Source organism: Streptomyces sp. NPDC048650, from assembly GCF_043199095.1.
GTDB lineage: Bacteria > Actinomycetota > Actinomycetes > Streptomycetales > Streptomycetaceae > Streptomyces.
The window spans coordinates 296,098-318,132 of sequence record NZ_JBICVM010000008.1 but is presented as its reverse complement, the minus strand read 5'-3'; the positions used below and the strand labels follow the sequence as shown (position 1 = coordinate 318,132).

Sequence of the window (22,035 nt, the reverse complement as noted above, 5' to 3'; positions counted from 1 at the left end):
GCCGGGACGTTCACGCCATCCCGGCCATCCAGCCGTACACCGTCCGCGGCCCGCCCCCGGGCGGCCCGGCACCGGCGTCCGCCATGCCGTGCTCGGCCACCCGCATCAGCTTCGAGCCCAGGTCGTGCATCGCGCGGCCGGCCGCCAGCTCGTCGCCGACCACCGGTACGTCCTCGTCCTGGGGACTGCACCGGGCCGTGCCGTGCCCGGTGAGCGCGATGGTGCCGGTGTCCAGCTCCACCCGCGCCCTGGTCGTGCCGTCCTCTTCGGAGAGGTACAGCCGCACGTCCCACTCCGCCGTCGTCGCCATGGTCCGCCTCCGCGTTCTCCCTGCCGGCCGGTCACTCGTGCGGCACCACCGCCACCGCACACGGTGCGTGGTGGACGACCGCCTGCACCACATGCCCGATCCGCGGTGCCAGCCGGCGCTTGCGCCGCCGACCGACGATCAGCAGTCCGGCGTCGGTGGCGTCCCGCAGCAGTGCCGGTGCCGGGCTCTCCAGCTCCACGCGCGCGTCCACCACCACATCGGGGAACTTCTCGCGCCACGGCCGCAGCGCCTCGGCGAGCTCCTGGCGCGCATCCTGCGCCGCCGTCTTCGCGGCATACGGCTCCACGCCGCCGCCGCGGTTGTACGCATGCGCCGGAAGGTGCTGTCCGTGGACGGCGCGCAGCGTGACGCCGCGGCGTGCGGCACTGTGGAAGGCGAAGGCGAGCAGCGCCTCACAGGGCCCGTGCAGACTCAGCCCGACCACCACATCGTCGGGGCGCTCCGCCCCTTCCTGCCGCGCCCGGACGAGAACGACGGGCGTCTCGGTGTGCGCCACCAGATGCAGACCGGTCTCGCCCAGCACATACCGGGAGAGGGCGCCCAGGGCACGGGAGCCGAGAACCAGCAGGTCCGACTGGGCGGCGGCCTCCTTCAGGGCCTCCAGCGGGTCGTGGTTCACCAGCGTCTCGTCCAGCGGCAGGTCCGGCTCCCGCGCCCGTACGGCCTCCCGCGCCTCGTTCATGAGCCGGTGCGGCCAGTAGTTCTGGTCCCGTTCGTCAGGGGCGGGCGAGGACGGCTCCTGCGCCAGCATCACCCAGGCGTGCAGCAGCCGCAGCCGGGCGGCGCGCAGCCGCGCCTCCCGCGCAGCCCACCGTGCCGCGGACAGTGACTCGGGCGTACCGTCCAGGCCGACGGTGATGACGTCCTTCATGGCTTCGCTCCGTTCCACATCTCCACCTTCCTCCGCGGCCGCGGAGCGGGCCACTCCGCCCTGTCGCCGGCGGCCGGCGGCCGGCGCCGGCGGGTGTCGGGTGTCGGGCACCGGCCGCGCGATCCGCACGGGGCCTCGCACGCGCCCTCCCCGCGCACCGCCGACAAGGGGGCCGCGGCGTGGCGCCGCGGCCCCCTTGTCGGCGTGGTGTGCCCTGCGTCAGGCGCCCGGCGGCACCCGCGACGGACGGCCGGAGCCGCGGGTCAGGGAGTAGCCCCCGATGCCGGCCAGGGCCGCGAGCAGGCCGCCGACCGCCGTCCAGACCCAGCGGTCGGACCACCAGCCGGCGGACCAGCCGCCGTCCGGTTCGGCCAGGGCCGCCGGCCGATCCGGCGACCCGCTCGCGTCGCCCCGTGGTGTCGCGTCGCCCTGTGGTGTGGCGTCGTCCTGCGGTGTGGCGGCGCCCGCGCCCGGCACGAGCGGCGCGGTGAGTGCGCCGTCGACGGCCGCCGCACCACCCGCATCGGCCGTGTCGGCGCGGACCTCGGCGTGCACGGGCAGGCCCAGGTCCGTCTGCGGCAGATCCACGACCGTCAGCCGCACGTAGTAGCTCCCCGGGAGCGGATCGTTCGCCCACGGCTCCGCCCAGCCGCGGACCGTCCGCAGGGCGCAGGACAGCTCGACGGAGTCCGCGTCCTGCGCCGCGGCCCGGGTCTGCGCCCCGTACCGGCAGGACTGGCGGCGCCGCAGCCCGTCGTACACATCGAGCTGCCAGGTCGCCCTCCCGTGCCGGGCGGCCTTGGGCAGCTTCACCGTGGCCTTGACCGTGGCCCGCTGTCCCTGGTCCAGCGGGACCACCCAGTAGAGGTAGTCACCGGTGGACGCGTCGGCCGTCGCCCGCTGACCGGGAGAGAGCGCGGTCGCGGTGCGGAACGACGTACCGGCCTCGGTCGGCGCCTCGGCGCCGCCGTCCGGACCGGAGGCACCGGACGTCGGTGTGGGGCTCTCCGCGGCGGCGACGCCCGCGGCCCCGAGGAGCGCGGCGCCGGCCATCACGAGGGAGGCCAGCACACGCCCGGTGAGCACAGAGCCGTTCGGCACACGGCCGGGCAGCACACGTAGGGCAGTCATCAGTTGGTCCTCCAGACGGCGACGCGCCAGCGCGAGATCCAGCCCCACAGCAGACCGGCGGCCAGGCCGGTCAGTACCAGCACACCGAGCAGCCACCAGCCGCGCCCCAGGCCGAAGGCGGCCGGGTCCGCCGCGTCGTGCGGGGCGTCCACCACGTCGACGGCGAGCTCGACGGGCAGGCCCGGCTCGGTCTTGACCGAGGCCGGCGCCGAGAAGGAGTTGCTGACCTGCAGGCACACCGTCTCCGCCGCGGGCTCGTCGTCCCCGTCGGCGGCGTCGGCCGGCGGCTTGGGGTAGCGCAGCCCGGACGAGATCACATCCGTCCGGCCGCTGCCCGCCTCCGAGCCCCGCACGATTTCCCGGCCGTGGACCGTCGAGGCCCGGAGCAGCACCCCGTAGTCGTTGTTGACCGCGCGGTCCGCGGCGACGCTCACCGACGCCCGCAGCTCCTGCCCCGGCCGGACGTCCACCCGGTACCAGCGGTGCTCGGCGAACTTCTCCCGGTCGTTGTAGAGCCCGGACGTGAGCCTGGGCGCGCCCGCACACTCCTGGCCGCCCTTGGTCGCCACGGGCGTGACGACCGGACGGGCGGCGCGGTCCACCAACTGGTGCACCCGGTCGCGGAGTTCACCGGTGTGCTGCACCGAGGTGTACGTACCGCCGGTGGCCTCGGCGATGCAGCTGAGCTGACGACGGGTCTTGGCGTCGGGCAGCAGGCCGAGCGTGTCGACGGTGAGATGGATCCCCTGGGCCGCGATGTCACGCGCCACCTCGCAGGGGTCGAGCGGGGCGCAGGTGTCCTCGCCGTCCGTGATCAGGACGATCCGGCGGGCCGCGTCGCCGCCCTTGAGGTCGTCGGCCGCTCCCAGCAGGGCCGGCCCGATCGGGGTCCAGCCGGTGGGCGCGAGGGTCGCCACCGCGGTCTTGGCGTCGGTCCGGTCGAGCGGGCCCACCGGGTAGAGCTGCTTGGTGTCCTTGCAGCCGCGCTTGCGGTCCTCGCCCGGGTAGTTGGCGCCGAGGGTGCGGATGCCGAGCTGCACCTCGTGGGGCACCGCGTCCAGCACCTCGTTGAACGCCTGCTTCGCCGCGGACATCCGCGACTGCCCGTCGATGTCACGTGCCCGCATCGAGCCGCTGACGTCGAGCACCAGCTCGACCTTGGGGGAGGGCTTCGCATCGGGCTCGTCCGCGACGGCGGACGCCGCGGGGAGCCCGACGGCCAGGGCGGCGAGCAGGCCGCACACCCCGGCCGCCAGCCGTTTTCTTATGATCATCGCCGGATCGTATTGAGGATTCGCTCCGGCGCCAAAACGTCCTGCCCGCGGGCCTTTTGCCCGTGGTCCCGCTCCCTCCGGTGGGCGGTGCGGGCCGCATCCGCAGAGTCCTCCAGCGCCTTCCGGAAAGGGCGGTGGGCGGCGTCGAAGGCGGGACCCCCGTCGTGCTCGCCGTCGAGATCCGCCCGGACGGCCTCGTGGAACGGCCCGGTCGCCTTCTGCAGGACGTGGGCCGCACCGGCCGCACGGGCCGGTCCTTCCCATTCGACGACGCGTGCGCAGCGGCGGATCCTCGCGTACTCGGCGATCTCACGGTCGTGCAACGCCCGGAGCGCGGTGCCACGGGCCGCGGAGTCGGGCAGGCGGAGCGCCGTCGACATCACCCAGAACAACTCGCCCATGAGGTGGGCATGTTCGATCAGATTTGGAGAGGCCGCACGACGGCTCTCGCGCAGTCGCTCGGCGCGCTGCGCACGCTCGTCACCCGCGGCAGCCGCGCTGTGCCGCGCAGCGGGACCCACCGGGCGCGGGGCGGCGGCTCGTTGACAGCCGCAGATCGGTGATCTGTAATGACCGGCGTGGCGCCCGACGTCGACCACAAAGCAGTGGGCCGGTCGGTGGTGGGGCGACCACCTTCAGCAAGGGGCCGCGCCAGAGTTCATGCTCCGCACCCGGTATCTGAGCATCTGCATCCGCGTACCGGCATCCGCGTACTTGCATCCGACGTGAGCGCGTCCGCGCGCCGTCCCTCTCCCTCCCCGGTGTCCGGCCTCGACCGCTGCGCGGCGCGGCGTCCGTACCCTCGGGCCCCGGGTACACCTCACCGAAAGGCCGTATCGCCTCATGCGAGTCAAAGACTTCGACCACCTGGTGCTCAACGTTCAGGACGTCGAGCGCGCGCTGGAGTTCTACTGCGGGCCGCTCGGCCTCGCGCCCGTCCGGGTGGAGGAGTGGCGGGCCGGCAACGCCCCGTTCCCTTCCGTGCGGATCAGCCCGACCACGATCATCGATCTGGTCGACGGGCCCGGCGGCGGGTCCAATGTGGACCACATCTGCCTGGTCGTGGAGCCGCTGGACTGGCAGGAGGTCATCGACTCCGGCCGCTTCACGGTGCTGGAAGGCCCGGTCGGCCGCTACGGCGCCCGCGGCGAAGCGCAGTCGATCTACGTGGCGGATCCCGACGGCAACACCGTCGAGCTGCGCTGGTACCCGGAGGACGTCTCCCGCGGGCGGTAGACCGCAGCACCCCGCCCGGTGCACGCCTCCGGGCGGACGACGGGAACGCGACGGCACCCCTCAACGTGACGTCCGAATACCGCCGGACCTGCGGTCGGCGGGCGTGCAGACTCGGCTGGGTCATGGACAGATTCACGGGGGACGCGGCCTACACGCTCATCGGGCGTGACGGCCGCCCCTACGTGAGCGCCGCACCCGGCTTCCTGGGCGGCTACCGGCCGGGGAAGCTGTACGGGCGGCTCGACTGCCCCTCCGCGCTGCGCGCCATCGCCCGCGGGCACTACGTACGCCACCGGGTCTTCTTCGCGGACGAAGCCACCGCCGTCGCGGCGGGGTACCGGCCGTGCGCGGTGTGCCTGCCCCGGCGGTACGCCCGATGGAAGGCCGGGGACGGCGCGTCGTGAGGGCGCCCGGTCGGGGCGGCCCCGGAAAGAGAGTGAGCGCGTGACCAGGACAACCGGCAGCGAGACGACCGCACGTCCGGCGGAGGGGGAAGCCCTCGTGGGGGAGGACGGGCTCGGACGGTGCCTGTGGGCCGTGACGCACCCGCTCAACAGGGAGTACCACGACACCGAATGGGGGTTGCCGGTCCGCGGTGAGCAGGCGCTGTTCGAGCGGATCACGCTCGAGGCCTTTCAGTCCGGGCTGAGCTGGCTGACGATTCTCGCCAAACGGCCGGCCTTCCGCGCGGCGTTCGACGGCTTCGCCCCGGAAGCCGTCGCGGCGTTCACCGACGAGGATGTCGAACGGCTCATGGGCGACGCCGGGATCGTCCGCAACCGCATGAAGATCGAGGCGGCGCGCACCAACGCCCGAGCCGTCCTGGGGCTGCGCGAGCACGGTGGGCTCGACCGGCTGATCTGGTCCCACAAGCCCACCCGCACCCCGGTGCCCCGCACGGTGTCCGAGGTGCCCACCCAGACCGCCGGGTCGAAGGCGCTCGCCGCCGAACTGCGTTCGTACGGCTTCCGGTTCGTCGGCCCCACCACGAGTTATGCGCTCATGGAGGCCATCGGGCTGGTCGACACCCACCTGGTCGGGTGCCATCGGCGCGGATCCTCCGGCGAGCACGGCACCTCTGGATGAGGGAGTACGGAGTCCCGCCCGCCCCGCGGCGTCCCGTGGCTTCGGTCATGCCGCAACGTTCTCCCGGGCACGACCGGCTGGCCAGAACCCTGGTCATCCGCCGGACCGGCAGTCCTGGTACTGCCAGGGCCACGCATACTTGAGCGCATGAACGGGGTGGAGCGCATCGAACGTGCCAACGGCGTGGGCAGCCGCGCCGGGAACGGCGGCGAGGGCAGCGACGGGACCGATCGCGCCGACCGGGGCGGCGGCGACACCGCGATCGCAACAACGCCCGATACCTCTTTCTCGACCCTGCCTCCCGGGACGTCCACCCCGAGTGGCAGGACCGGGCCGCAGAGGCCGTGGGGCAGCTTCGGGTCGCCGCGGGACGGTACCCCGACGAGCCGGAACTGACCGCGCTGATCACCGAACTGTCCGCGCGCAGCGCCGAGTTCCGCCGGATCTGGGCCACCGGCGAGGTCGTGATGTGCGCGGCTGGACGCAAGCGGCTGCGGCACCCGACGGCCGGGCTGCTCACCCTGGACTTCGAGACGCTGCACGTGCCGGCCGCGCCCGGTGAGCCGGGCCTGGTGGTGCACGTGTTCAGCGCCGTGGAGGGCAGCCGGGAGGCCGTCACCCTCGCCCGGCTGGCCACGCGGTAACGCCGAGCCGTCCGTGACGGCATCCCCGCGGCCACGCGGTCGACCAGCCGCGTACCGTGTCCGTGCCGTCCGGCGGCCAGGGTCGCACCTGGGGTCGGCCACTGCCGCAGACCAGCAGCGCGACCGGCATGAAGATCGCGATCTTCCACCGGATTGCGCGATGAGCCGGTCGGACGGCCGCCGTCAGGGGTACGAGCCGGAGAGGGAAATTCCGATTCCGCCGGAACGGGCATCGCTTTGCGCCGGTTCTGTCACAACCTCTTGCCGGTTGGCAAACACTGTGTACGGATATCCTTGATTGTCTTGAAATCCTGTGGCTCGCGTCTCATTATCGCGGTGACTCCCTTTTGGGTCCGGTGCATTGAGTTCCCGTGCCCGGCGTGGGGGAGGGAGTCCAGGATCCGGGGGGAGATCTGCTCATTGGCGCTCCACGCGCTTTCTCTGTCGGCGACGCGCCAAGTGGCCGCGACGGTCGCACCTTCGGCCCTGGGGGCGCACGCGCCCATCGTCCGCTGCCGCTTTGTACGCGGCACAGGATTCCCGCCGTACGGGGATCGATGAGGTCCGGGGCAATTCACTCAGGAAGGGCTCGACAACACTCATGACGAACGAACACGAGGGTCAGGTACAGGGCGGGGGGCCCAGGAGGCGTACGCCCGAGAATGCTCCTGCGCCGGAGTTTTCCGCGACGACGGTCAGAGCGGCCGATCCGCGTTACGGAGATCTGGTTCGTGGAATGAACCAGCGCTGGGTGGGACGACCGGAATCGGTGCGGATGGTGGACTCCGCCCAGCAGGTCCAGGCGGTTGTGCAGGAGGCGGTACGGGAAGGCAAGAAGCTGACGGTCCGCGGCGGCGGGCACTGCTACGAGAACTTCGTCTTCAACGCCGAGACCCAGATCGTGATCGACATGTCGGAGATGACCTCGGTCACCTACGACGACCGGTTCTCCGCATTCGCGGTGGAAGCCGGTGCGACGCTGCTCGATGTCTATGAGCGGCTGTACAAGGTGTGGGGCGTCACCATCCCCGGCGGTATGTGCTATTCGGTGGGTGTGGGCGGCCATGTCAGCGGCGGCGGATGGGGCATGCTCGCCCGCCGGAACGGCCTGGTCATCGACCACCTCTATGCGGTCGAGGTCGTCGTGGTCGACGCCCATGGCAAAGCCCGTACGGTGGTTGCCACCCGCGAGGAGTCCGACCCCAACCGGGACCTGTGGTGGGCCCACACCGGTACCGGCGGCGGCAACTTCGGTGTCGTCACCCGCTATTGGTTCCGCTCCCCCCAGGCCACTGGCCACCGGCCCGAGCAGGCGCTCGTCAAGCCGCCCGGCGAGGTGCTGATCAGCGCCCTCGCCTGGTCCTGGGAGGACATGACCAAGGAGGCGTTCACCCGGCTCGTGCGGAATTACACCGCATGGCATGTGGCGGACGAGAACTCCGCGCCCGGTAACGCCTACTGCGGACTGATGAGTTCCCTGCTGCTCAACCACAAGGCCAATGGCCAGATCGGTCTGGTCTCGCAGTTCGACGCCACCACCCCGCATGCGGAGAAGCTGCTCGAGGCATATGTCACCACGGTGACCGAGGGCGTCGATATCGAACACGGCCCCGTCATGAATTCCATGGGCGAGCACAAGCCGATGCCCGAGTACCACCAGCCGCAGCGGTTGCCGTGGCTGCAGGCCACCCGGTACTTCGGTACCACCACCACCATGCTGGTCGATCCGACGCTGCGCGCGGACTACAAATCGGCCTACAACAAGGGGGACGTGACCGACGACCAGATCGACGCGATGTATGAGCACCTGGCGCATACGGACCTCGGAAACCCCCGGGCCATGGTGCAGTTCAGTTCCTTCGGTGGCGCGGTGAACAGCGTGAAGCCGGGGGACACCGCGAGCGTCCACCGCGATTCCCGATTCAAACTGCTCTACCAGACCTACTGGAACAACCCGGCCGAGGACGACGCGAACATCGCGTGGCTGCGGACCTTCTACGAGGACGTGTACCGCAAAACCGGTGGGGTGCCGGTCCTCGACGAAACCACCGACGGCTGCTACATCAACTACGCCGACATCGACCTCAACGATCCGCAGCGCAATACATCCGGAGTACCGTGGCACACCCTGTATTTCGGGGCCAACTATCCCCGCATGCAGCGGGCCAAGGCGAAATGGGACCCGTGCAACCACTTCAACCACGGGCAGTCCGTACGCCTGCCGTAGGCAGATCGTCCGCACCGCGACGATGAGCGGGTGACGCCGTCCCGCCCGGAGCCGGTTGGGCCCCGGGCGGAACGGCAGCCGCACCGTGGTGCGGCGGTCAGGCGCCGAAGCCGCCGTCGATGTCCAGGCTCGCGCCGGTGACGAACGCGGACTCGGGGCCGGCGAGGTAGGAGACCATCGCCGCGATCTCCTCGGACCTGCCGAACCGGTCCAGCGCCATCCAGCCGAGCATGTGGCCGGACATGGGACCGTCCGCCGGGTTGGCGTCCGTGTCGGTCGGGCCGGGCTGGACGTTGTTGACGGTGATGCCCCGCGGGCCCAACTCACGGGCGAGACCGCGGGTCAGACCGGCCACCGCCGCCTTGGTCATGCCGTAGACGGAACCCCCGGGGAAGGGGATGCGGTCGGCGTTGATACTGCCGATCGTGATGATGCGGCCCCCGTCCGGGAGGTGCCGCAGCGCTTCCCGGATCCCGATGACCACGCCTCGGATGTTCACGTCGATCATGGTGTCGATGACGTCCAGAGGCAGATCCTGCACCGGGGCGAAGGTGCCGCCGCCGGCGTTGTTCACAAGGATGTCCAGGCCGCCCAGGACCCGGACTGTCTCGTCGACGGCCGCGGCGATGTCCTCGTCCTTGGCGCTGTCGGCCTGAATGGCATGGGCGCGCCCGCCCGCGGAGCGGATGTCGGCGACGACCTTCTCGGCTCGGTCCTTGGAGTGCGAGTAGGTGAGTGCCACAGCGGCGCCGTCGGCCGCCAGGCGCTGAGCGATCGCCGCCCCGATCCCGCGGGATGCCCCGGTGACCAGTGCTGCTTTGCCATTGAGCGTGTCGTTCACGTGGTGCGTCCTCTCACAGGTGGTGCGCATTACAGGTGGTGCGCATTGCAGGTGGTGCGATTGCGGTGCGACTTTGGTGCGTCTTCGGTGCGTTTTCTTGGGTGATGGCTTGAGGAGCGGGCCGTGACCGGGTGACCGGGTCAGGCGTCCGCAGGGGCGCTCTCGCGCTCGGCACCCGGTAGGAACAGGGCGACGACGGCGCCCGCCACGCAGATGCCCAGCGTCCACCAGAAGGCCGCGCCGAACGCCTCGGTGATCGGACCCGCCAGGTGCGGCGAGGAGGCGACCGAAGCGGCGGCGCCGGACGGGCCCAGACGGTCGGTCAGCTGCTGCTGCACGACGACGGCGAGCAGGGCCGTGCCGACGGAACCGCCGAGCTGGATGGAGGCGATCAGGGCACTGCTGGCCCGGCCGGTGTTCTCCGGGGCGATGCTGGTGAAGCCCGTGGACAGCGCCGGGGCGAGAGTGGTGCCCAGACCGACGCCGCGGATCAGCAGGGCGAAGACGAGCAGGCCGGTGTCGTCGGCCGGATCGAACTGGGTGTAGGCGAGGGTGCTGACCGCCGCGAGGGCCATGCCGGAGAGCACGACGGCACGGGGGCCGAACCGGGCGACGAGACGTCCCACAACCGGCAGGATCAAGACCGTGCCGACGCCCTGCGGGGCGAGCAGCAGGCCGGAGGTCCAGGCATCGAAGCCGCCGCCCTGCTGGAAGAACAGCGGCAGCAGGAACATCACGCCGTAGACCGAGGCGCCGAACAGGAATGAACCCAGGGCGGCGGCGGTGAACCGGCCGGTGGCGAACAGCCGCACATCGATGAGGGGGACACCCCGCATCCGGAGCGCGTGCACCACGTAGGCGATCAGCAGCACGCCACCGACGCCGAAGGAGACCAGGACGACCGGGGCTCCGATGCCGCCGCCGCCGGCCAGCTGGGAGAAGCCGAGCAGCAGTCCGGCCAGGGCGGCGGGCAGCATGGCCAGGCCCTTCACGTCGAGCCGGGAGGCTCCCCGCTCCTCCCGGGGCGGGTCGGCGGGCAGGATGCGCTGGGCCAGCAGCGCACACAGCAGGCCGAGCGGGACGTTGAACCAGAACAGCCAGCGCCAGTCCAGGTTGTCCATGAGCACGCCGCCGACCATCGGGCCGAAGACCGGGGCGAGCGTGATCGGGATCTGGACCATGCTCAGCACGGTGGTGGCACGCTTCGGGCCGGCCGCGCGGGCCAGCATCGTGAGCATGATCGGCTCGAACATCGCCCCACCGATGCCCTGGACGACGCGGGCGCCGATCAGGGTGCCGACGGTCGAGGCGATGGCTGCCAGCACACAGCCGACGAGGTAGACGACGAGGGACGCCTGCCAGAGGGCCTTCTCCCCGAAGCGGTCCATCGCCCAGCCGGCGATCGGGATGGCGACGGCGAGCGCCAGCAGATAGGCGGTGCTCACCCACTGCACGGTGGACAGGGGCACCGAGAACACCTCGGCGAGGCGGCCCATACCCACCGACACGATCGTGGTGCTGAGCAGGGCGATGACCGCGCCCAGGGACAGCGTCGAGCCGATGGGCAGCAGGCGCTTCTCGCCCTGCTGACTTCCCTCGGAGGGCGCCTCGGCGCGCGGGGCGTTGTCGACTTCCGGCGGGACTGCCGCCGCGGTCTCTTCCATCGATACCTTCCGTGCTGTCTTTGCGTCCGTACCGCGCTCCTCGCGAGTGCGCGGCCGGCGGGTGTGGGGATGGGATACGGCCGTGGGGCCAAGGAGGCCGCCGGGTCGGCCGGCAGGTCAGCCGGCGGGTTCCTCTCCCGGCTCCCAGCCGTGGCGGGCACCGATCTCCGCGACATGCGGGAAATGCTCCGCGGGCCAGGGCTGGGGCTGCACCCCGGGCTGGGCGGGGTCGCCGGCTTCGAGGAAGAACCGGTCGAATCCGGCGGGGGTGAACAGGAAGACCATCTTGGCCACGTGCAGGCCGGTGTTCTTGAACCGGTGGGTCACGCCGCGCGGTATGAAGACGAAGTCGCCCTGGCGGGCGGTGAACGTACGACCCGCGTCGAGCACCTCGAGCTCACCTGAGAGCAGGTAGTACGCCTCGTCCTCGCGGCGGTGCACATGGGCGCCGGGGCCGCAGCCGGGAGGCACGGACGCCTCCATGAAGGCCAGGCGGCCGCCGGTGTTCTCATGGCTCGCCTTGACGGTGTAGGTGTCGCCGTCGACCCAGACGGTCGGGCCCTCCCCGGCGGGCACATGGAGTACGCGCTGGGGGCGCTCCGGGTGGTCGTCCTCCTTGCCCTTGGTCATCGTTGCCTCGGTCATGGGGCCTCCAGCTCGGGTGAATACGGAAGGGGAGTCGGTGCGACGCGGAGCGTCCGGTTCAGTGGCACGCACAGGGGAAACACCGCCGGTTCCGGAACGGTTGCATCCCGGGCCGGTGAGCGGCCCGGGATGCGTTTTCGGGTTCAGAGGGCGAGGGAGCCGTCGCGGCCGAGAAGCCTGACGACGGCACGGTCGGCGACCTGGCGTCGGGTCGCGCCGGCGGTGAGGCCGCGCCGGTCGGCCAGCGGATCGAGCCGCCCCAGCAGCCGCAGCGCCCCGCCGGCCGGGTCGACCTCGACGAGGTCACGGGTGCACAGCCAGCCGCCCGGATCGCGCCCGCCGTCCGCGAGGAACCGCGCCGGCGGCTCCTCCGGCGCGAGATACGGCGATCCGGGAAGCCGTACCTGCAACTCCCCGGAGACCAGCCGGACCCGGACGCCCGGCGCCGGTACGCCGACCGTCCCCGGCCCGTGCGCCCCGGCCGCGTCGACCGCGATGATGCCGGTCTCGGTCGTGCCGTAGGCCTGGCCGATCCGCACCCCGAAGCGCTCGGCGAAGCGGGCGGGCACCTGCCGGTCCAGCACGTCACCGGCGGATATCGCCACCCGCAGCCGGGGCGGCGGCGGTACCTCGTCGTGGTCCGCCAGGGCCGCAAAGTGGCCGGGCGCCCCGAGGACGGCGCCGACGTCGTGGGCCCGGCAGGCGTCGAGCACCGCGCGGGGTCCGGTGTCCGGGGCGAAGACCGGGACCGCACCGGCGTTCATCGCGTGCAGGAGTCCGCCGATGAGCCCGAAGGAGTGCTCCGGGGGCGCCAGCAGCAGTGCCCTCTCCCCGCCCCGCGGCATCCCCCCGATCGCGCGGAAGCGCCCGAGTTCCGTGGTGAGGGACTCGGGCGTGCGGCCGATGGCCTTGGCGATTCCGGTGCTGCCGGAGGTGAACTGGACCAGGCAGTGCGGGGTCTCGGCGGGGCGGCCTCCGATCAGACGGCGTACGAGGACCTCGCACTCGTCGTGGAAGGTTCCGGCGGCCCACCCGGGGGCGTCGAAGGAGAGGTGGTACTGGGGCCGGCAGCGGTCCAGGAGCGTGTCCAGCTCGCGGCCGCGCAGTGCGGGCCCCATCAGCATCACCTGGGCGCCGCACGACCACAGCGCGAGCAGCGCCCACATCTGGGTGAAGCTGCGGGCGCCCTGGAGGGCGACGGTGTTGCCCGCCCCGATGCCGTACGACCTGAGCGTATGACGCAGCGCGTCCACCTGGGCGCGCAGTTGGCCGTAGGTGACCGTGTTGTGGGCGATCGCCCACGGGGCGTCGGGCGGCTGTCGCTCCAGCAGCCCGGCGCCCCACCAGCCGGTTTCCCGACGGGAGGTGAGGGACACGGTGGCTCAGCCCTCCCGCTCGCGCCGCAGCTCCAGGCGCTCGTAGCCCTCGTGCCAGGGGCGGCGGCGCTCCACGGCGGCGCATGCGGCGACGACCTGCGGCTCGTGGAAACGCCGGGCGGCGACCTGCAGGCCGATCGGGAGTCCGGCCGGTGTGAAGCCGGCGGGCACCGTGGCGGCGGGGCTGCCGATGAAGTTGTACAGACCCGTCAGGCACCAGCCGACCAGCGGATGGACGCTCTGGCCCGCGACCTCGGAGGGGCCCACGGTGGTGCGGTCGGCGGCGTTGGGTATCCGTGCCACCGACGTCACCGGGCTGACGATGAGGTCGTACTCGTCGAAGACGTCCTCCAGGCAGTCGAGGAGTTCGGTGCGCAGGACGTCCTCGAGGCGGTAGTCGACGGCGCTGGGCTGCGCACCCATCTCCAGCAGCTCCAGGTAGGTGGGCGCTATGCGGTCGCGGTGGGCGAGGACGTCCACCCCGGCCCGCCGCAGCCGGGTGATGAACTCCACCTGGCGGACGGCCTGCATGCGCCGCCACAGTGCCGTGAACTCCTGGTGCGGGCGCGGCAGTTTGATGTCGACCTCGACCACCTCGGCGCCGTCGTCGATGAGCGCCCCGAGCGACTCCCGCACCACCGCCGCCACATCGGGTTCGACCGGGAAGCCGCCCAGGTCGGGGGAGTAGGCGACGCGCAGCCCGGTGAGCGGACGGTGCAGGGCCTCAACGAGGCGCTCGGGCGCGGCGGGCAGCGAGTACGGGTCGCGGGAGTGCGGGCCGGCCATCACCTCGAACATCAGCACCCCGTCCTCGACGGTGCGGGTGACGGGGCCGTAGCACACCATCGGGTTGAGCAGCCCGAACGCGTTGGAGCGCACCACGTTGGGCACCCGGCCGAAGGTGCCCATCAGGGCGAACACCCCGCACAGGGAGCCGGGGACGCGCAGCGAGCCGCCGGCGTCGGACCCCTGGGCGATGGGCACCAGGCCCTCGGCGACGGCGGCGGCGGCGCCACCGGAGGAACCGCCCGCGTTGGCACTCAGGTCGAAGGGCGTACTGGTGGGCCCGAACAGGAAGTTGTCGGTGATGGCCTTGTGGCCGAATTCCGGGGCGTTGGTCTTGCCGATGACGATGGCGCCGGCCCGCTGGAGCCGTTCGGCGCTCACACAGTTCGCCTTGGGCACTGCGTTCTCGAAGGCGAACGACGCCTCGGTGGTGCGGATTCCGGCCACCGGGTCGAGGTCCTTGATGCCCACCGGCAGACCGTGCAGCGGCGGCAGCGGGTTGCCGGTGAGCACCTCCCGCTCCGCGCGCCGGGCGGCGTCCAGCGCCTCGTCGGCGCAGACGGTGACGAAGGCGTTGACGGCCGGGTTCCGGCGCTCGATGCGGTCGAGGCAGGACCGGACCAGTTCGACCGGGGACAGCTCACGACGGCGGATCATCCCGGCGAGGCAGGCGGCCGGCTGATAGGCGAGTTCATCCATGGTGCGACTTCCCTCCACTTCGCGCGCTGCCGGCCCGGGCGCCCCGTACGGGTCCCTGGGAGACGAATCCGTACCGTGGGCGCCCGAGCCGACGCACTGGTCTACTTCTCGACGCAGAACTCGCCGACCGGCCAGCCCACGTGGCGCTGGTCGGTGGCGAGGTAGCCCATGAGCTTCTCGCCCTTCTTGAGCTCGGTGACGTTGCGCACCGCGTCCCCGGGGCCGAGGACCCGCACATGCCAGTCGTCCTGGACGGCGAGGCTCACCAGGGTGCCGTCCTCGGCGCGGGTCTTGATGGTCAGCAGCGGACGCGATTCGAGCTTGACGCGGCCGACCACGACGCGGCGGGTGCGCCCGGTGGTGCTGACGGCCAGGACGGTGTCGCCGGCGCCCAGTTCGCTGAGGTAGTTGGTGCGGTTGTCGGTGCCCAGGACGTACGACTGCAGGGCGCCGGCGTTGACGCGGAACGGCCTGGTCGGCATGTAGGGCAGCGGGTGGGTCTCGCTGGAGCACAGGATGAACCCGTGGGAGTACGAGCCGACCAGGATGCCCTCGTCCTTGTGCAGGTAGCTGCAGGTGTCGACGCACACCCGGTCGCCGAGCCCGCTGTGCTCGATGGACTCCACGGTCAGCTCGGTGAGCTGCAGCGGCGGGGTGTCGGTCTGGAGGAGCTCGGCGAGTTCCAGGACCTCGGCGACGGACGTCGGGGCGAGGAGGATGCCCTCCGACCCCTTCTCCAGCACATCGAGGATGATCTTCGCTTCCTCCAGGGTCTCCGCCCGGCAGATCAACTGCCCCGGGGCCTTGTCGGCCGCGGCGATCACGATCTCCAGCGGGATCTTGGTCGGGTCCTTGAAGGTGACCGCCGTGTAGGGCAGGGCCCGTGCGGCCGAGCACGCCAGGGTGAGCGAGGCGTCGTTGTGGACCGGCACATGGGCCGCCACGGAGTCCTGGCCCGCAAGGGCCCGGCCCTGCAGCGCGGCGAGGCCGTTGTCGTCCGTGACGTCGGTGAGCAGCACGTCGTAGCCGTCCCAGTCCGCGGCGGCCCCGTCGCCGGGACCCTTGGCGACCAGCACCTTGCGGACGGTCGGGGGGAGGGTGGCCAGGATCTCCGGTCCGTCGTCGACGATGCCGTCGATGCGGGCGTGCACGGCCGCTTCTACGAGCGCCTCGCGCTGATCGGCGGAAACGGAACGAATGTCAATCCAGGCGAACTTCACATCGCACCTGCCAGTTCGGGTAGGGAGGTTGGATTCGGGGCGGTTTGCGGTCGTGGTGCGTGGACGGCGGCGGCCAGAGTGCGGACCGCCGCCGCCGGGTCGGGGCTGTGGAACACCCGGCGGCCGACGGCGAGTCCGCGGCAGCCGGCGTCCATCGCGAAGTGCGCGAAGTCGGTGAGATCACGGCTGTCGGCCGCGCCGCCGGCCACCACGACGGGGACCGGCGTCTTGGCGACGATGCCGGCCATGTCCTCCGCCGTGCCCGCCGCGACGGTCTTCACGAGGTCGGCGCCGAGGTCGACGGCGATGCTCACCACATGCGCGAGGAGTGCGGGGTCGCGGGGGTCCTGGATGCGCGGCCCCCGTGCGTACATCATCGCCAGCAGCGGCATGCCCCAGCGTTCGCAGCTCGCCGCGACCGCACCGAGGTCGGCGAGCTGGCGTTTCTCGGTGTCCGAGCCGATGTTGATGTGCACGCTGACGGCGTCCGCCCCGGCACGCACCGCTTCCTCGACGCCGCCGACGAGGACCTTGGCGTCGCTGTCGGGTGCGTGCGGTGTGCTGGCGCTGAGGTGGACGATCAGGGCGGCGCCGTTGAGCAGGTCCGGTTCGATGGTGCGGGCGCGCCCCTTGTGCACGACGACGGCGTCGGCGCCGGCCGTCACCACATCACCGACGATCCGGCTGAATCCGGCGGCGTCGGTGATGGGGCCGTCGGCCACGGAATGGTCCATGGGTACGATCAGGAATTTTCCGTCGCCGGGCCTTGAGAGTCGGGTAAGGCGCAGCGATTTTCCGCTGAGAGGTAGTAGGGGCACAGCACCCTCCGTAAGCACGGGTGATACGGGAACCGTCAGTCGCAACTGCGGATTGATAAATACCCGGAGAATGATGAACTCTTCGGAAACGGGCCGGCGTACGCCGGAGCGAAGAACTTTTCAGGCGCTCCGGCCCCAGCCCGTGTACGTTCCCGCCGGACACAGATTCTTATGGCCCGGCGGCGCCCTGGGCAACATCCTTGGGGCTTCGGCGCCGAATGGAGAAGAAGTTGGCGGCTACAGCGGTACTTCGCCGTCCGGGGGAGGTCGATTTCCTCGGGAACGCAACTGAGTTGGGCACTTCGGTGTTCTGCGGGTGACTGTGTCCGAAGGGGCACCGCGCTTGTGGAGGAGGGGCCGATGAGGAAGGACGCGTCGCCGCGTATCGCTGTGGTCGGAGGAGGACTGGCGGGTCTGACGCTCGCACTCGCACTGCACCGGGCCGGGTCGGAGTGCCAGGTGTACGAGCAGGCGCCCCGGTTGGCGGAGGTGGGCGCGGGGGTGCAACTCTCGCCGAGCGCCACCCGGCTGCTGCACCGGCTCGGCCTGGAGCCCGCGCTGCGGGCGTCGGCCGTGGTGCCCGAGGCCATGGAGTTCCGGCGCTGGGCGGACAGTTCGGTGATCAGCCGCGGGCTGCTGGGGAAGCACAGCGAGGAGCGGTACGGCGCGCCGTATTACGCGTTGCACCGCGCCGACCTGCACCGGCTGCTGGTCGAAGCGCTGCCGCCGGGCGTGGTCCGGCTGGGCGCGCGGTGCACCGGGGCCGAGGAGGGGCCGGACGGGGTGGTGCTGCGATTCGCGGACGGCTCGCACGCCGAGGCACATGCCGTGGTGGGTGCCGACGGAATCCACTCCGTGCTGCGGCGGGCCCTGGTGGCCGACCGGCCGCGGTTCTCCGGCCAGTCCGTGTACCGCGGGCTGGTCGACAGCCGCCGGATACCCGACCTGGTGGCGGAGCCCCGGGTGCAGCTGTGGCTGGGGCCGGGGCGGCACTTCGTCTGCTATCCGGTGTCGGGTGGGCGGCTGGTCAACTTCGTGGCGACGGTGCCCACCAGCGGCTCCGGTGACGAGTCGTGGTCGCGCCGCGGCCGGGTCGAGGACGTGGCCGCGGCCTACGAGGGGTGGTGCGCGGATGTCACCTCGCTCATCGGCGCGGCGGACGACGTGAGCCTGTGGGCACTGCACGACCGGGATCCGATCGAGCGGTGGAGCACCGGCCGGGTCACGCTGCTGGGCGACTCGGCCCATCCCATGCTGCCGTTCCTGGGTCAGGGCGCCAACCAGGCCATCGAGGACGCCGTGGCGCTCGCGGCCTGTCTGCGGGAGGCCGCTGCCGGTCAGCTGCCCGCGGCCCTGGAACGGTACGAATCGCTGCGCCGGCCGCGGACCACGCTGGTGCAGGAGCGCTCCCGGGGCAACAGTACGGCGTTCCACCTGCCGGACGGCGAGGCCCAGCGGGAGCGTGACGCGGCGATGGGCGTCCCCGCACCGGAGCGTCAGGACTGGCTCCACGGCCACGACGTCGAAAGCGCCCTGGCGAGCCATCAGCCGGCCTGAATTCCCGGCCGATCCCCGCCTGATCTTTCGTCCCGCGCTCTCCTGGCGCTCCGCCGGCGCGGTCTCCCGGTGTGAACTCCGGCCCCCTGGAAGGCTCTCGGCCTCCAGGGGGCCATTTTTACCTGTCGTGCGGTCGGTTTCCCCGCGACCCTCTCGGCGGAATCTGGCCGGAATCATCGCGCGTCACCGAGGGGTGTCGCTCTCCCGCGGAAAGCGAGATCAGGGGTGTTTCCTGAGGTGGGATCCGGAGTGCCGCCCCGTCGATCTCTGTCGTCAATTCTCTGCCCTACACCTCTGGAACACCGTGACGCCCCAGAAGGTTGCGGAGGATCCGCCTCAGGAACGGAATTCGAGTCAAACCGACCGGCGCGATCTTTTCCCCGCTACCGGTGGATCTCGGCCCGATGGGCCACTGCCAGTGCCCCTACCAGCGGGTATGTTCCTTCGCCGGCCCCTCGAGGATCTTCCTTCATGACTTACGCTTTAACTTCCATTTGCCTATCTTTTAATTGCCGTGACTTCAAGGTGTGAGGTTCGCTGGGGTTGGTCCGAAAAGGGTGCGGGGGGCACCCTTCGGGCGATCAAGAACAAACTGACCGATTGGTTTGTTTAGGTCGCCGTCCGGGCCGTTCGACGTAGCGGGGGGGTTCACAACGGACCGAGCCGAAGTGGCCGGACTTCGGGTGGCTGTATTTGCATGCCAGTGGATACCGGAAGGCGTCTGTCCGTTTTCTCGCTGCAATCAGAGTGTTATTCACCCCACCTGGAATCAGCACGTACCGCGCCAGAGCAGACGTGCGGCCCCCGTGGCCGTGCGCTCGACGGAGGAGCTCTAGTGATCGTTACCGAGTGCGCCACCAGACCGGCGAATGCAGTGTTACCAACCGTCATACCGACCCCGGAATCCGTCCGAAAAGCCATGCCCGCACAGGCGGCCGCGGTGCCCGCGCCGGACCCGCTGCCCCCAGGCGCCGACCGGGAGGCGCCCGCCGCCGGGCAGCAGGGCCCCCACAGGGACGACAGTCGACTGAACGCGGTCCTCGCCGAGCTGGGGACGCGGATCGGACCGCTCTTCGCCCGCCCCGAACCGCGGGCGCAGGCGATGCAGTACGCCCTGGGCCTGCTCGCCGACGGCCGGCGCAGCAACACCTGGCAGCTCGCACAGCGGGTGGGGGACTCGTCGCCCTGGCGGATGCAGCGCCTGCTCACCCGAGCCCGCTGGGATGCCGAAGCGGTCCAGGGCACCGTCCGCGGCTACCTCTCGGAAAACCTCGGTCATCCGGGGGCGATGCTGGTCCTCGGCCAGACCGACGCCCTGAAGAAGGGCGCCAAGACCGTCGCCGCGGCACGCCAGTACACCGAGCTCACCAGCCGCGTCGAGAACTGCCAGACCGCGGTCATGACCGCCTACATCTCCCCGCACGGGCACGCCCTGATGGACCGTGAGCTGCTGTTGCCGGAGTCCTGGACCGACGACCCGCAGCGCTGCGTCAAGGCCGGGGTTCCCGAAGGGCGCCTCGGGTACCGGACCAAACCCGAGCTGGCGCGGACGATGATCGAGCGCGCCATCGACTCGTCCGTACCCTTCCAATGGGTGTGCGGGGGGCAGGACTACGGCCAGGACGACGCGCTGCGCGGCTGGCTGGAGGAGAACGGCATCGCCTATGTCTTCGCCGTGCCGGCCAGACGGCTCGGCGCCGCCTCGGCCGTCGTCGCCATTCCCCAGCAGCGCTGGTGGCCGTCCCCCACCGGCGAAGGGCCCGGAACCATACCCGGCAGATGGGCCCGGCTGACCGTGCCGAACGCCTCGCACTGGAGCTCCACGGCGCTGCTCTGCGACGGTTTCACGCGTTCGCTGCTGCTGCACCGCCGGCCGGACGCGCCGCGGACCGAGTGCTATCTGGTGCACGCGCCGCGCGGCACCAACGGTCACGCCATGGTGGCCGCGGCCGTCGCCCGCTGCCAGGCGCGGCGCCATCTGGACGCCGCACGCCTGCACACCGGGCTCGACCGGCACGAGATCCGTACCTGGACGGCCTGGTACCGGCACATCACGCTCTCCCTGCTGGCGATGGCCGCCCACACGGTGGCCCTGGGCCGGGCCGGCTGACCGCGGCCGTCCCGTCCCTCCGTACACCGGCGAATTCACCTGCCGGTCATCCCGGTTCGGCGCCCCGTGGCGCCGAACCGGGATGACGCCTGCCCGGGTTCCGGACCGCCCTCAATTCCTTTGTGGCGAACCGGCCGCTGGATTGCCCGTGAGCGGGTGATGAACTGTCAGGGGCGTGTACACAACCTGTGGGAAGTTCCGCAAAAACCCGCTCGCAGCGCTTCATGAAATCTCCAAGTACCGCAGTAGGACCGCACTCCGAAGGGGTTCCTTGCCCGGCCCCCGGGGCGGATGGTGTCCTGAGGATGAGAACGACCCGCTTCGCCCCCATGGGCAATGGACACCCAGCGGCCGTCAATTCGGAAATTCATTCCGGAGGAGTGTGCACACACTGCCATGAGTATTTCCGCCAACTCCCTGACCAACGGGAATACAGAATTCCGGGACGAGGAATTCACCGCGCTCGATCTCGACGCGTCTCCCGGACTGCGTCTCGCGCTCGCCTCGTTGCAGACCCAGGCGCAGGAGCTGAACCGGCTGGTGACCGCCACCGTCGACGCCATGGCCCGGCCCCGCGAGAGCCTGTCCCCGCACTCCGCGGTCTTCGCCGAGATCGCCGCACGGACGATCCCGCGCTGGCACTTCGCGATGCTCAACGACACCGAACGCAACGACGCCCTCATCGTGGCGCTGGAGCGCCGTATCCCGGCCGGCGCCCACGTCCTGGACATCGGCACCGGCACCGGCCTGCTGGCCATGGCCGCCGCCCGAGCGGGCGCCGGACGGGTCGTCACCTGTGAGGAGAACCCGCTGCTCGCCGAGATCGCCCGGCAGATCATCGCCGAGCACGGGATGTCCGATGTCATCACCGTCGTCAACAAGCGCTCCACCCATCTGGACATGGGCAGCGATCTGGAGCGCCCGGTCGACGTCCTCATCTCCGAGATCGTCGACTGCGGACTGATCGGCGAAGGGCTGCTGCCCACGATGCGCCACGCCCGTACCCACCTCCTCGCCCCCGGCGGCGTCCTGATCCCGGGTGCCGCGCGGGTGTACGGCCAGCTCATCCGCAGCGAGGTGGCGAACGGCCTCAACCGGGTCGGCAACGCCGGCGGATTCGACGTGTCACTGATGAACGCGGCATCGACCCGGGGGCACTTCCCCGTACGGCTGCACACCTGGCCGCACGAGGTCCTCTCCGATCCCGTCGAGCTGCTGGACTTCGATCTGCTCACCGACCCGCTGGAGGCCGGCAGCCGGGTCGTCCGGGTGCCCGCCACCGCCGCCGGGCACGCCACCGCGCTGGTCGCCTGGTTCGAACTCGACCTCGGCTCCGGCGTCGTACTGCGCAACTCGCCCGACAACGTCGGGTCCCACTGGATGCAGGCGCTGATCCCGTTCGAGAAGCCGGCCCCGGTCAGCTCCGGAGACCTGCTGGACGTGGAACTGCACTGGACGGACTACAGCCTCTCCGCAACCTGAGCATCCGCACCCACCTCACAGGAAGGCCGACCTGAAC

19 protein-coding genes and 1 pseudogene are annotated in these 22,035 nt (G+C 71.2%); 8 read left to right on the top strand and 12 right to left on the bottom strand.

Annotated elements, in window-relative coordinates:
* Window positions 1-10: 10 nt before the first annotated feature.
* The 5 genes from ACGFML_RS24230 to ACGFML_RS24210 form a co-directional block, all read right to left on the bottom strand.
* Entirely contained in the window at window positions 11-310 is a 300-nt protein-coding gene (locus ACGFML_RS24230; RefSeq protein ID WP_393546901.1) for a dsRBD fold-containing protein, read from the bottom strand.
* Window positions 311-341: 31 nt separating this feature from the next.
* Window positions 342-1,220: a universal stress protein gene (locus tag ACGFML_RS24225; protein ID WP_393546899.1), complete on the bottom strand. Its 879-nt coding sequence runs from the start codon at window positions 1,218-1,220 to the stop codon at window positions 342-344.
* Window positions 1,221-1,421: 201 nt separating this feature from the next.
* A complete protein-coding gene (locus ACGFML_RS24220; protein WP_393546897.1) occupies window positions 1,422-2,333 on the bottom strand; it encodes a hypothetical protein in 912 nt (303 codons plus the stop codon).
* The gene (locus ACGFML_RS24215; RefSeq protein ID WP_393546895.1) at window positions 2,333-3,607 is read right to left on the bottom strand and encodes a VWA domain-containing protein; all 1,275 of its coding nucleotides are present in this window, start codon (window positions 3,605-3,607) and stop codon (window positions 2,333-2,335) included. Before ACGFML_RS24215 ends, ACGFML_RS24220 begins: the two co-directional genes overlap by 1 nt.
* Window positions 3,604-4,008: a hypothetical protein gene (locus tag ACGFML_RS24210; protein ID WP_393546893.1), complete on the bottom strand. Its 405-nt coding sequence runs from the start codon at window positions 4,006-4,008 to the stop codon at window positions 3,604-3,606. The genes ACGFML_RS24215 and ACGFML_RS24210 overlap by 4 nt, the downstream gene beginning before the upstream one ends.
* A gap of 442 nt (window positions 4,009-4,450) precedes the next feature.
* Here ACGFML_RS24210 and ACGFML_RS24205 point away from each other — a divergent pair, with 442 nt between their 5' ends.
* The 5 genes and pseudogenes from ACGFML_RS24205 to ACGFML_RS24185 all read left to right on the top strand — a co-directional run bounded on the left by ACGFML_RS24205 (window position 4,451) and on the right by ACGFML_RS24185 (window position 8,800).
* Entirely contained in the window at window positions 4,451-4,843 is a 393-nt protein-coding gene (locus ACGFML_RS24205) for a VOC family protein (protein ID WP_393546891.1), read from the top strand.
* Between the two features lie 122 nt (window positions 4,844-4,965).
* On the top strand, window positions 4,966-5,247 hold the full coding sequence (locus ACGFML_RS24200) for an Ada metal-binding domain-containing protein (protein WP_393546890.1): 282 nt from the start codon (window positions 4,966-4,968) through the stop codon (window positions 5,245-5,247).
* Between the two features lie 40 nt (window positions 5,248-5,287).
* Window positions 5,288-5,929: a DNA-3-methyladenine glycosylase I gene (locus ACGFML_RS24195; RefSeq protein ID WP_393546889.1), complete on the top strand. Its 642-nt coding sequence runs from the start codon at window positions 5,288-5,290 to the stop codon at window positions 5,927-5,929.
* Between the two features lie 257 nt (window positions 5,930-6,186).
* Window positions 6,187-6,573: pseudogene (locus tag ACGFML_RS24190) on the top strand (XRE family transcriptional regulator); the annotation flags it as partial.
* Window positions 6,574-7,309: 736 nt separating this feature from the next.
* Window positions 7,310-8,800, top strand: coding sequence for an FAD-binding oxidoreductase (locus ACGFML_RS24185; RefSeq protein ID WP_393546887.1), 1,491 nt, complete (start codon window positions 7,310-7,312; stop codon window positions 8,798-8,800).
* 97 nt (window positions 8,801-8,897) lie between these two features.
* Here ACGFML_RS24185 and ACGFML_RS24180 read toward each other — a convergent pair whose 3' ends face one another.
* From ACGFML_RS24180 to ACGFML_RS24150, 7 genes are all read right to left on the bottom strand, one after another.
* Window positions 8,898-9,641: an SDR family oxidoreductase gene (locus ACGFML_RS24180; protein WP_393546885.1), complete on the bottom strand. Its 744-nt coding sequence runs from the start codon at window positions 9,639-9,641 to the stop codon at window positions 8,898-8,900.
* A gap of 140 nt (window positions 9,642-9,781) precedes the next feature.
* Window positions 9,782-11,305 carry an MDR family MFS transporter gene (locus ACGFML_RS24175; protein WP_393546883.1) on the bottom strand — a complete coding sequence of 508 codons (1,524 nt, stop codon included), beginning with the start codon at window positions 11,303-11,305 and terminating at the stop codon, window positions 9,782-9,784.
* A 117-nt stretch (window positions 11,306-11,422) separates the two neighbouring features.
* Complete coding sequence (locus tag ACGFML_RS24170) at window positions 11,423-11,950, bottom strand: cupin domain-containing protein (protein WP_393546881.1); 528 nt, start codon at window positions 11,948-11,950, stop codon at window positions 11,423-11,425.
* Between the two features lie 143 nt (window positions 11,951-12,093).
* Window positions 12,094-13,326 carry a class I adenylate-forming enzyme family protein gene (locus ACGFML_RS24165; protein WP_393546879.1) on the bottom strand — a complete coding sequence of 411 codons (1,233 nt, stop codon included), beginning with the start codon at window positions 13,324-13,326 and terminating at the stop codon, window positions 12,094-12,096.
* A 6-nt stretch (window positions 13,327-13,332) separates the two neighbouring features.
* Window positions 13,333-14,811: an amidase gene (locus ACGFML_RS24160; RefSeq protein ID WP_393546876.1), complete on the bottom strand. Its 1,479-nt coding sequence runs from the start codon at window positions 14,809-14,811 to the stop codon at window positions 13,333-13,335.
* 101 nt (window positions 14,812-14,912) lie between these two features.
* Window positions 14,913-16,031: a 3-dehydroquinate synthase II family protein gene (locus ACGFML_RS24155; RefSeq protein WP_393546874.1), complete on the bottom strand. Its 1,119-nt coding sequence runs from the start codon at window positions 16,029-16,031 to the stop codon at window positions 14,913-14,915.
* Window positions 16,028-16,819, bottom strand: coding sequence for a 2-amino-3,7-dideoxy-D-threo-hept-6-ulosonate synthase (locus ACGFML_RS24150; protein ID WP_393547025.1), 792 nt, complete (start codon window positions 16,817-16,819; stop codon window positions 16,028-16,030). The genes ACGFML_RS24155 and ACGFML_RS24150 overlap by 4 nt, the downstream gene beginning before the upstream one ends.
* 390 nt (window positions 16,820-17,209) lie before the next feature.
* Between ACGFML_RS24150 and ACGFML_RS24145 the strand changes: the two genes are divergently transcribed.
* The 3 genes from ACGFML_RS24145 (at window position 17,210) to ACGFML_RS24135 (ending at window position 21,998) form a co-directional block, all read left to right on the top strand.
* Window positions 17,210-18,406 (top strand): FAD-dependent monooxygenase, encoded by a 1,197-nt coding sequence (locus tag ACGFML_RS24145; RefSeq protein ID WP_393546872.1) that lies wholly within the window; start codon window positions 17,210-17,212, stop codon window positions 18,404-18,406.
* Window positions 18,407-19,325: 919 nt separating this feature from the next.
* Window positions 19,326-20,516 (top strand): IS701 family transposase, encoded by a 1,191-nt coding sequence (locus ACGFML_RS24140; RefSeq protein ID WP_393546870.1) that lies wholly within the window; start codon window positions 19,326-19,328, stop codon window positions 20,514-20,516.
* Window positions 20,517-20,912: 396 nt separating this feature from the next.
* On the top strand, window positions 20,913-21,998 hold the full coding sequence (locus tag ACGFML_RS24135; protein ID WP_393546868.1) for a 50S ribosomal protein L11 methyltransferase: 1,086 nt from the start codon (window positions 20,913-20,915) through the stop codon (window positions 21,996-21,998).
* The last annotated feature ends 37 nt before the right edge of the window (window positions 21,999-22,035 follow it).

Excerpts from the sequence above, each read along its gene's own strand:
- ACGFML_RS24230 (WP_393546901.1), bottom strand. The coding sequence starts at position 310 with ATGGCGACGACGGCGGAGTGGGACGTGCGGCTGTACCTCTCCGAAGAG.
- ACGFML_RS24220 (WP_393546897.1), bottom strand. The coding sequence starts at position 2,333 with ATGACTGCCCTACGTGTGCTGCCCGGCCGTGTGCCGAACGGCTCTGTG.
- ACGFML_RS24215 (WP_393546895.1), bottom strand. The coding sequence starts at position 3,607 with ATGATCATAAGAAAACGGCTGGCGGCCGGGGTGTGCGGCCTGCTCGCC.
- ACGFML_RS24210 (WP_393546893.1), bottom strand. The coding sequence starts at position 4,008 with ATGGGCGAGTTGTTCTGGGTGATGTCGACGGCGCTCCGCCTGCCCGAC.
- ACGFML_RS24205 (WP_393546891.1), top strand. The coding sequence starts at position 4,451 with ATGCGAGTCAAAGACTTCGACCACCTGGTGCTCAACGTTCAGGACGTC.
- ACGFML_RS24200 (WP_393546890.1), top strand. The coding sequence starts at position 4,966 with ATGGACAGATTCACGGGGGACGCGGCCTACACGCTCATCGGGCGTGAC.
- ACGFML_RS24185 (WP_393546887.1), top strand. The coding sequence starts at position 7,310 with ATGAACCAGCGCTGGGTGGGACGACCGGAATCGGTGCGGATGGTGGAC.
- ACGFML_RS24175 (WP_393546883.1), bottom strand. The coding sequence starts at position 11,305 with ATGGAAGAGACCGCGGCGGCAGTCCCGCCGGAAGTCGACAACGCCCCG.
- ACGFML_RS24170 (WP_393546881.1), bottom strand. The coding sequence starts at position 11,950 with ATGACCGAGGCAACGATGACCAAGGGCAAGGAGGACGACCACCCGGAG.
- ACGFML_RS24160 (WP_393546876.1), bottom strand. The coding sequence starts at position 14,811 with ATGGATGAACTCGCCTATCAGCCGGCCGCCTGCCTCGCCGGGATGATC.
- ACGFML_RS24145 (WP_393546872.1), top strand. The coding sequence starts at position 17,210 with ATGAGGAAGGACGCGTCGCCGCGTATCGCTGTGGTCGGAGGAGGACTG.
- ACGFML_RS24140 (WP_393546870.1), top strand. The coding sequence starts at position 19,326 with ATGCCCGCACAGGCGGCCGCGGTGCCCGCGCCGGACCCGCTGCCCCCA.
- ACGFML_RS24135 (WP_393546868.1), top strand. The coding sequence starts at position 20,913 with ATGAGTATTTCCGCCAACTCCCTGACCAACGGGAATACAGAATTCCGG.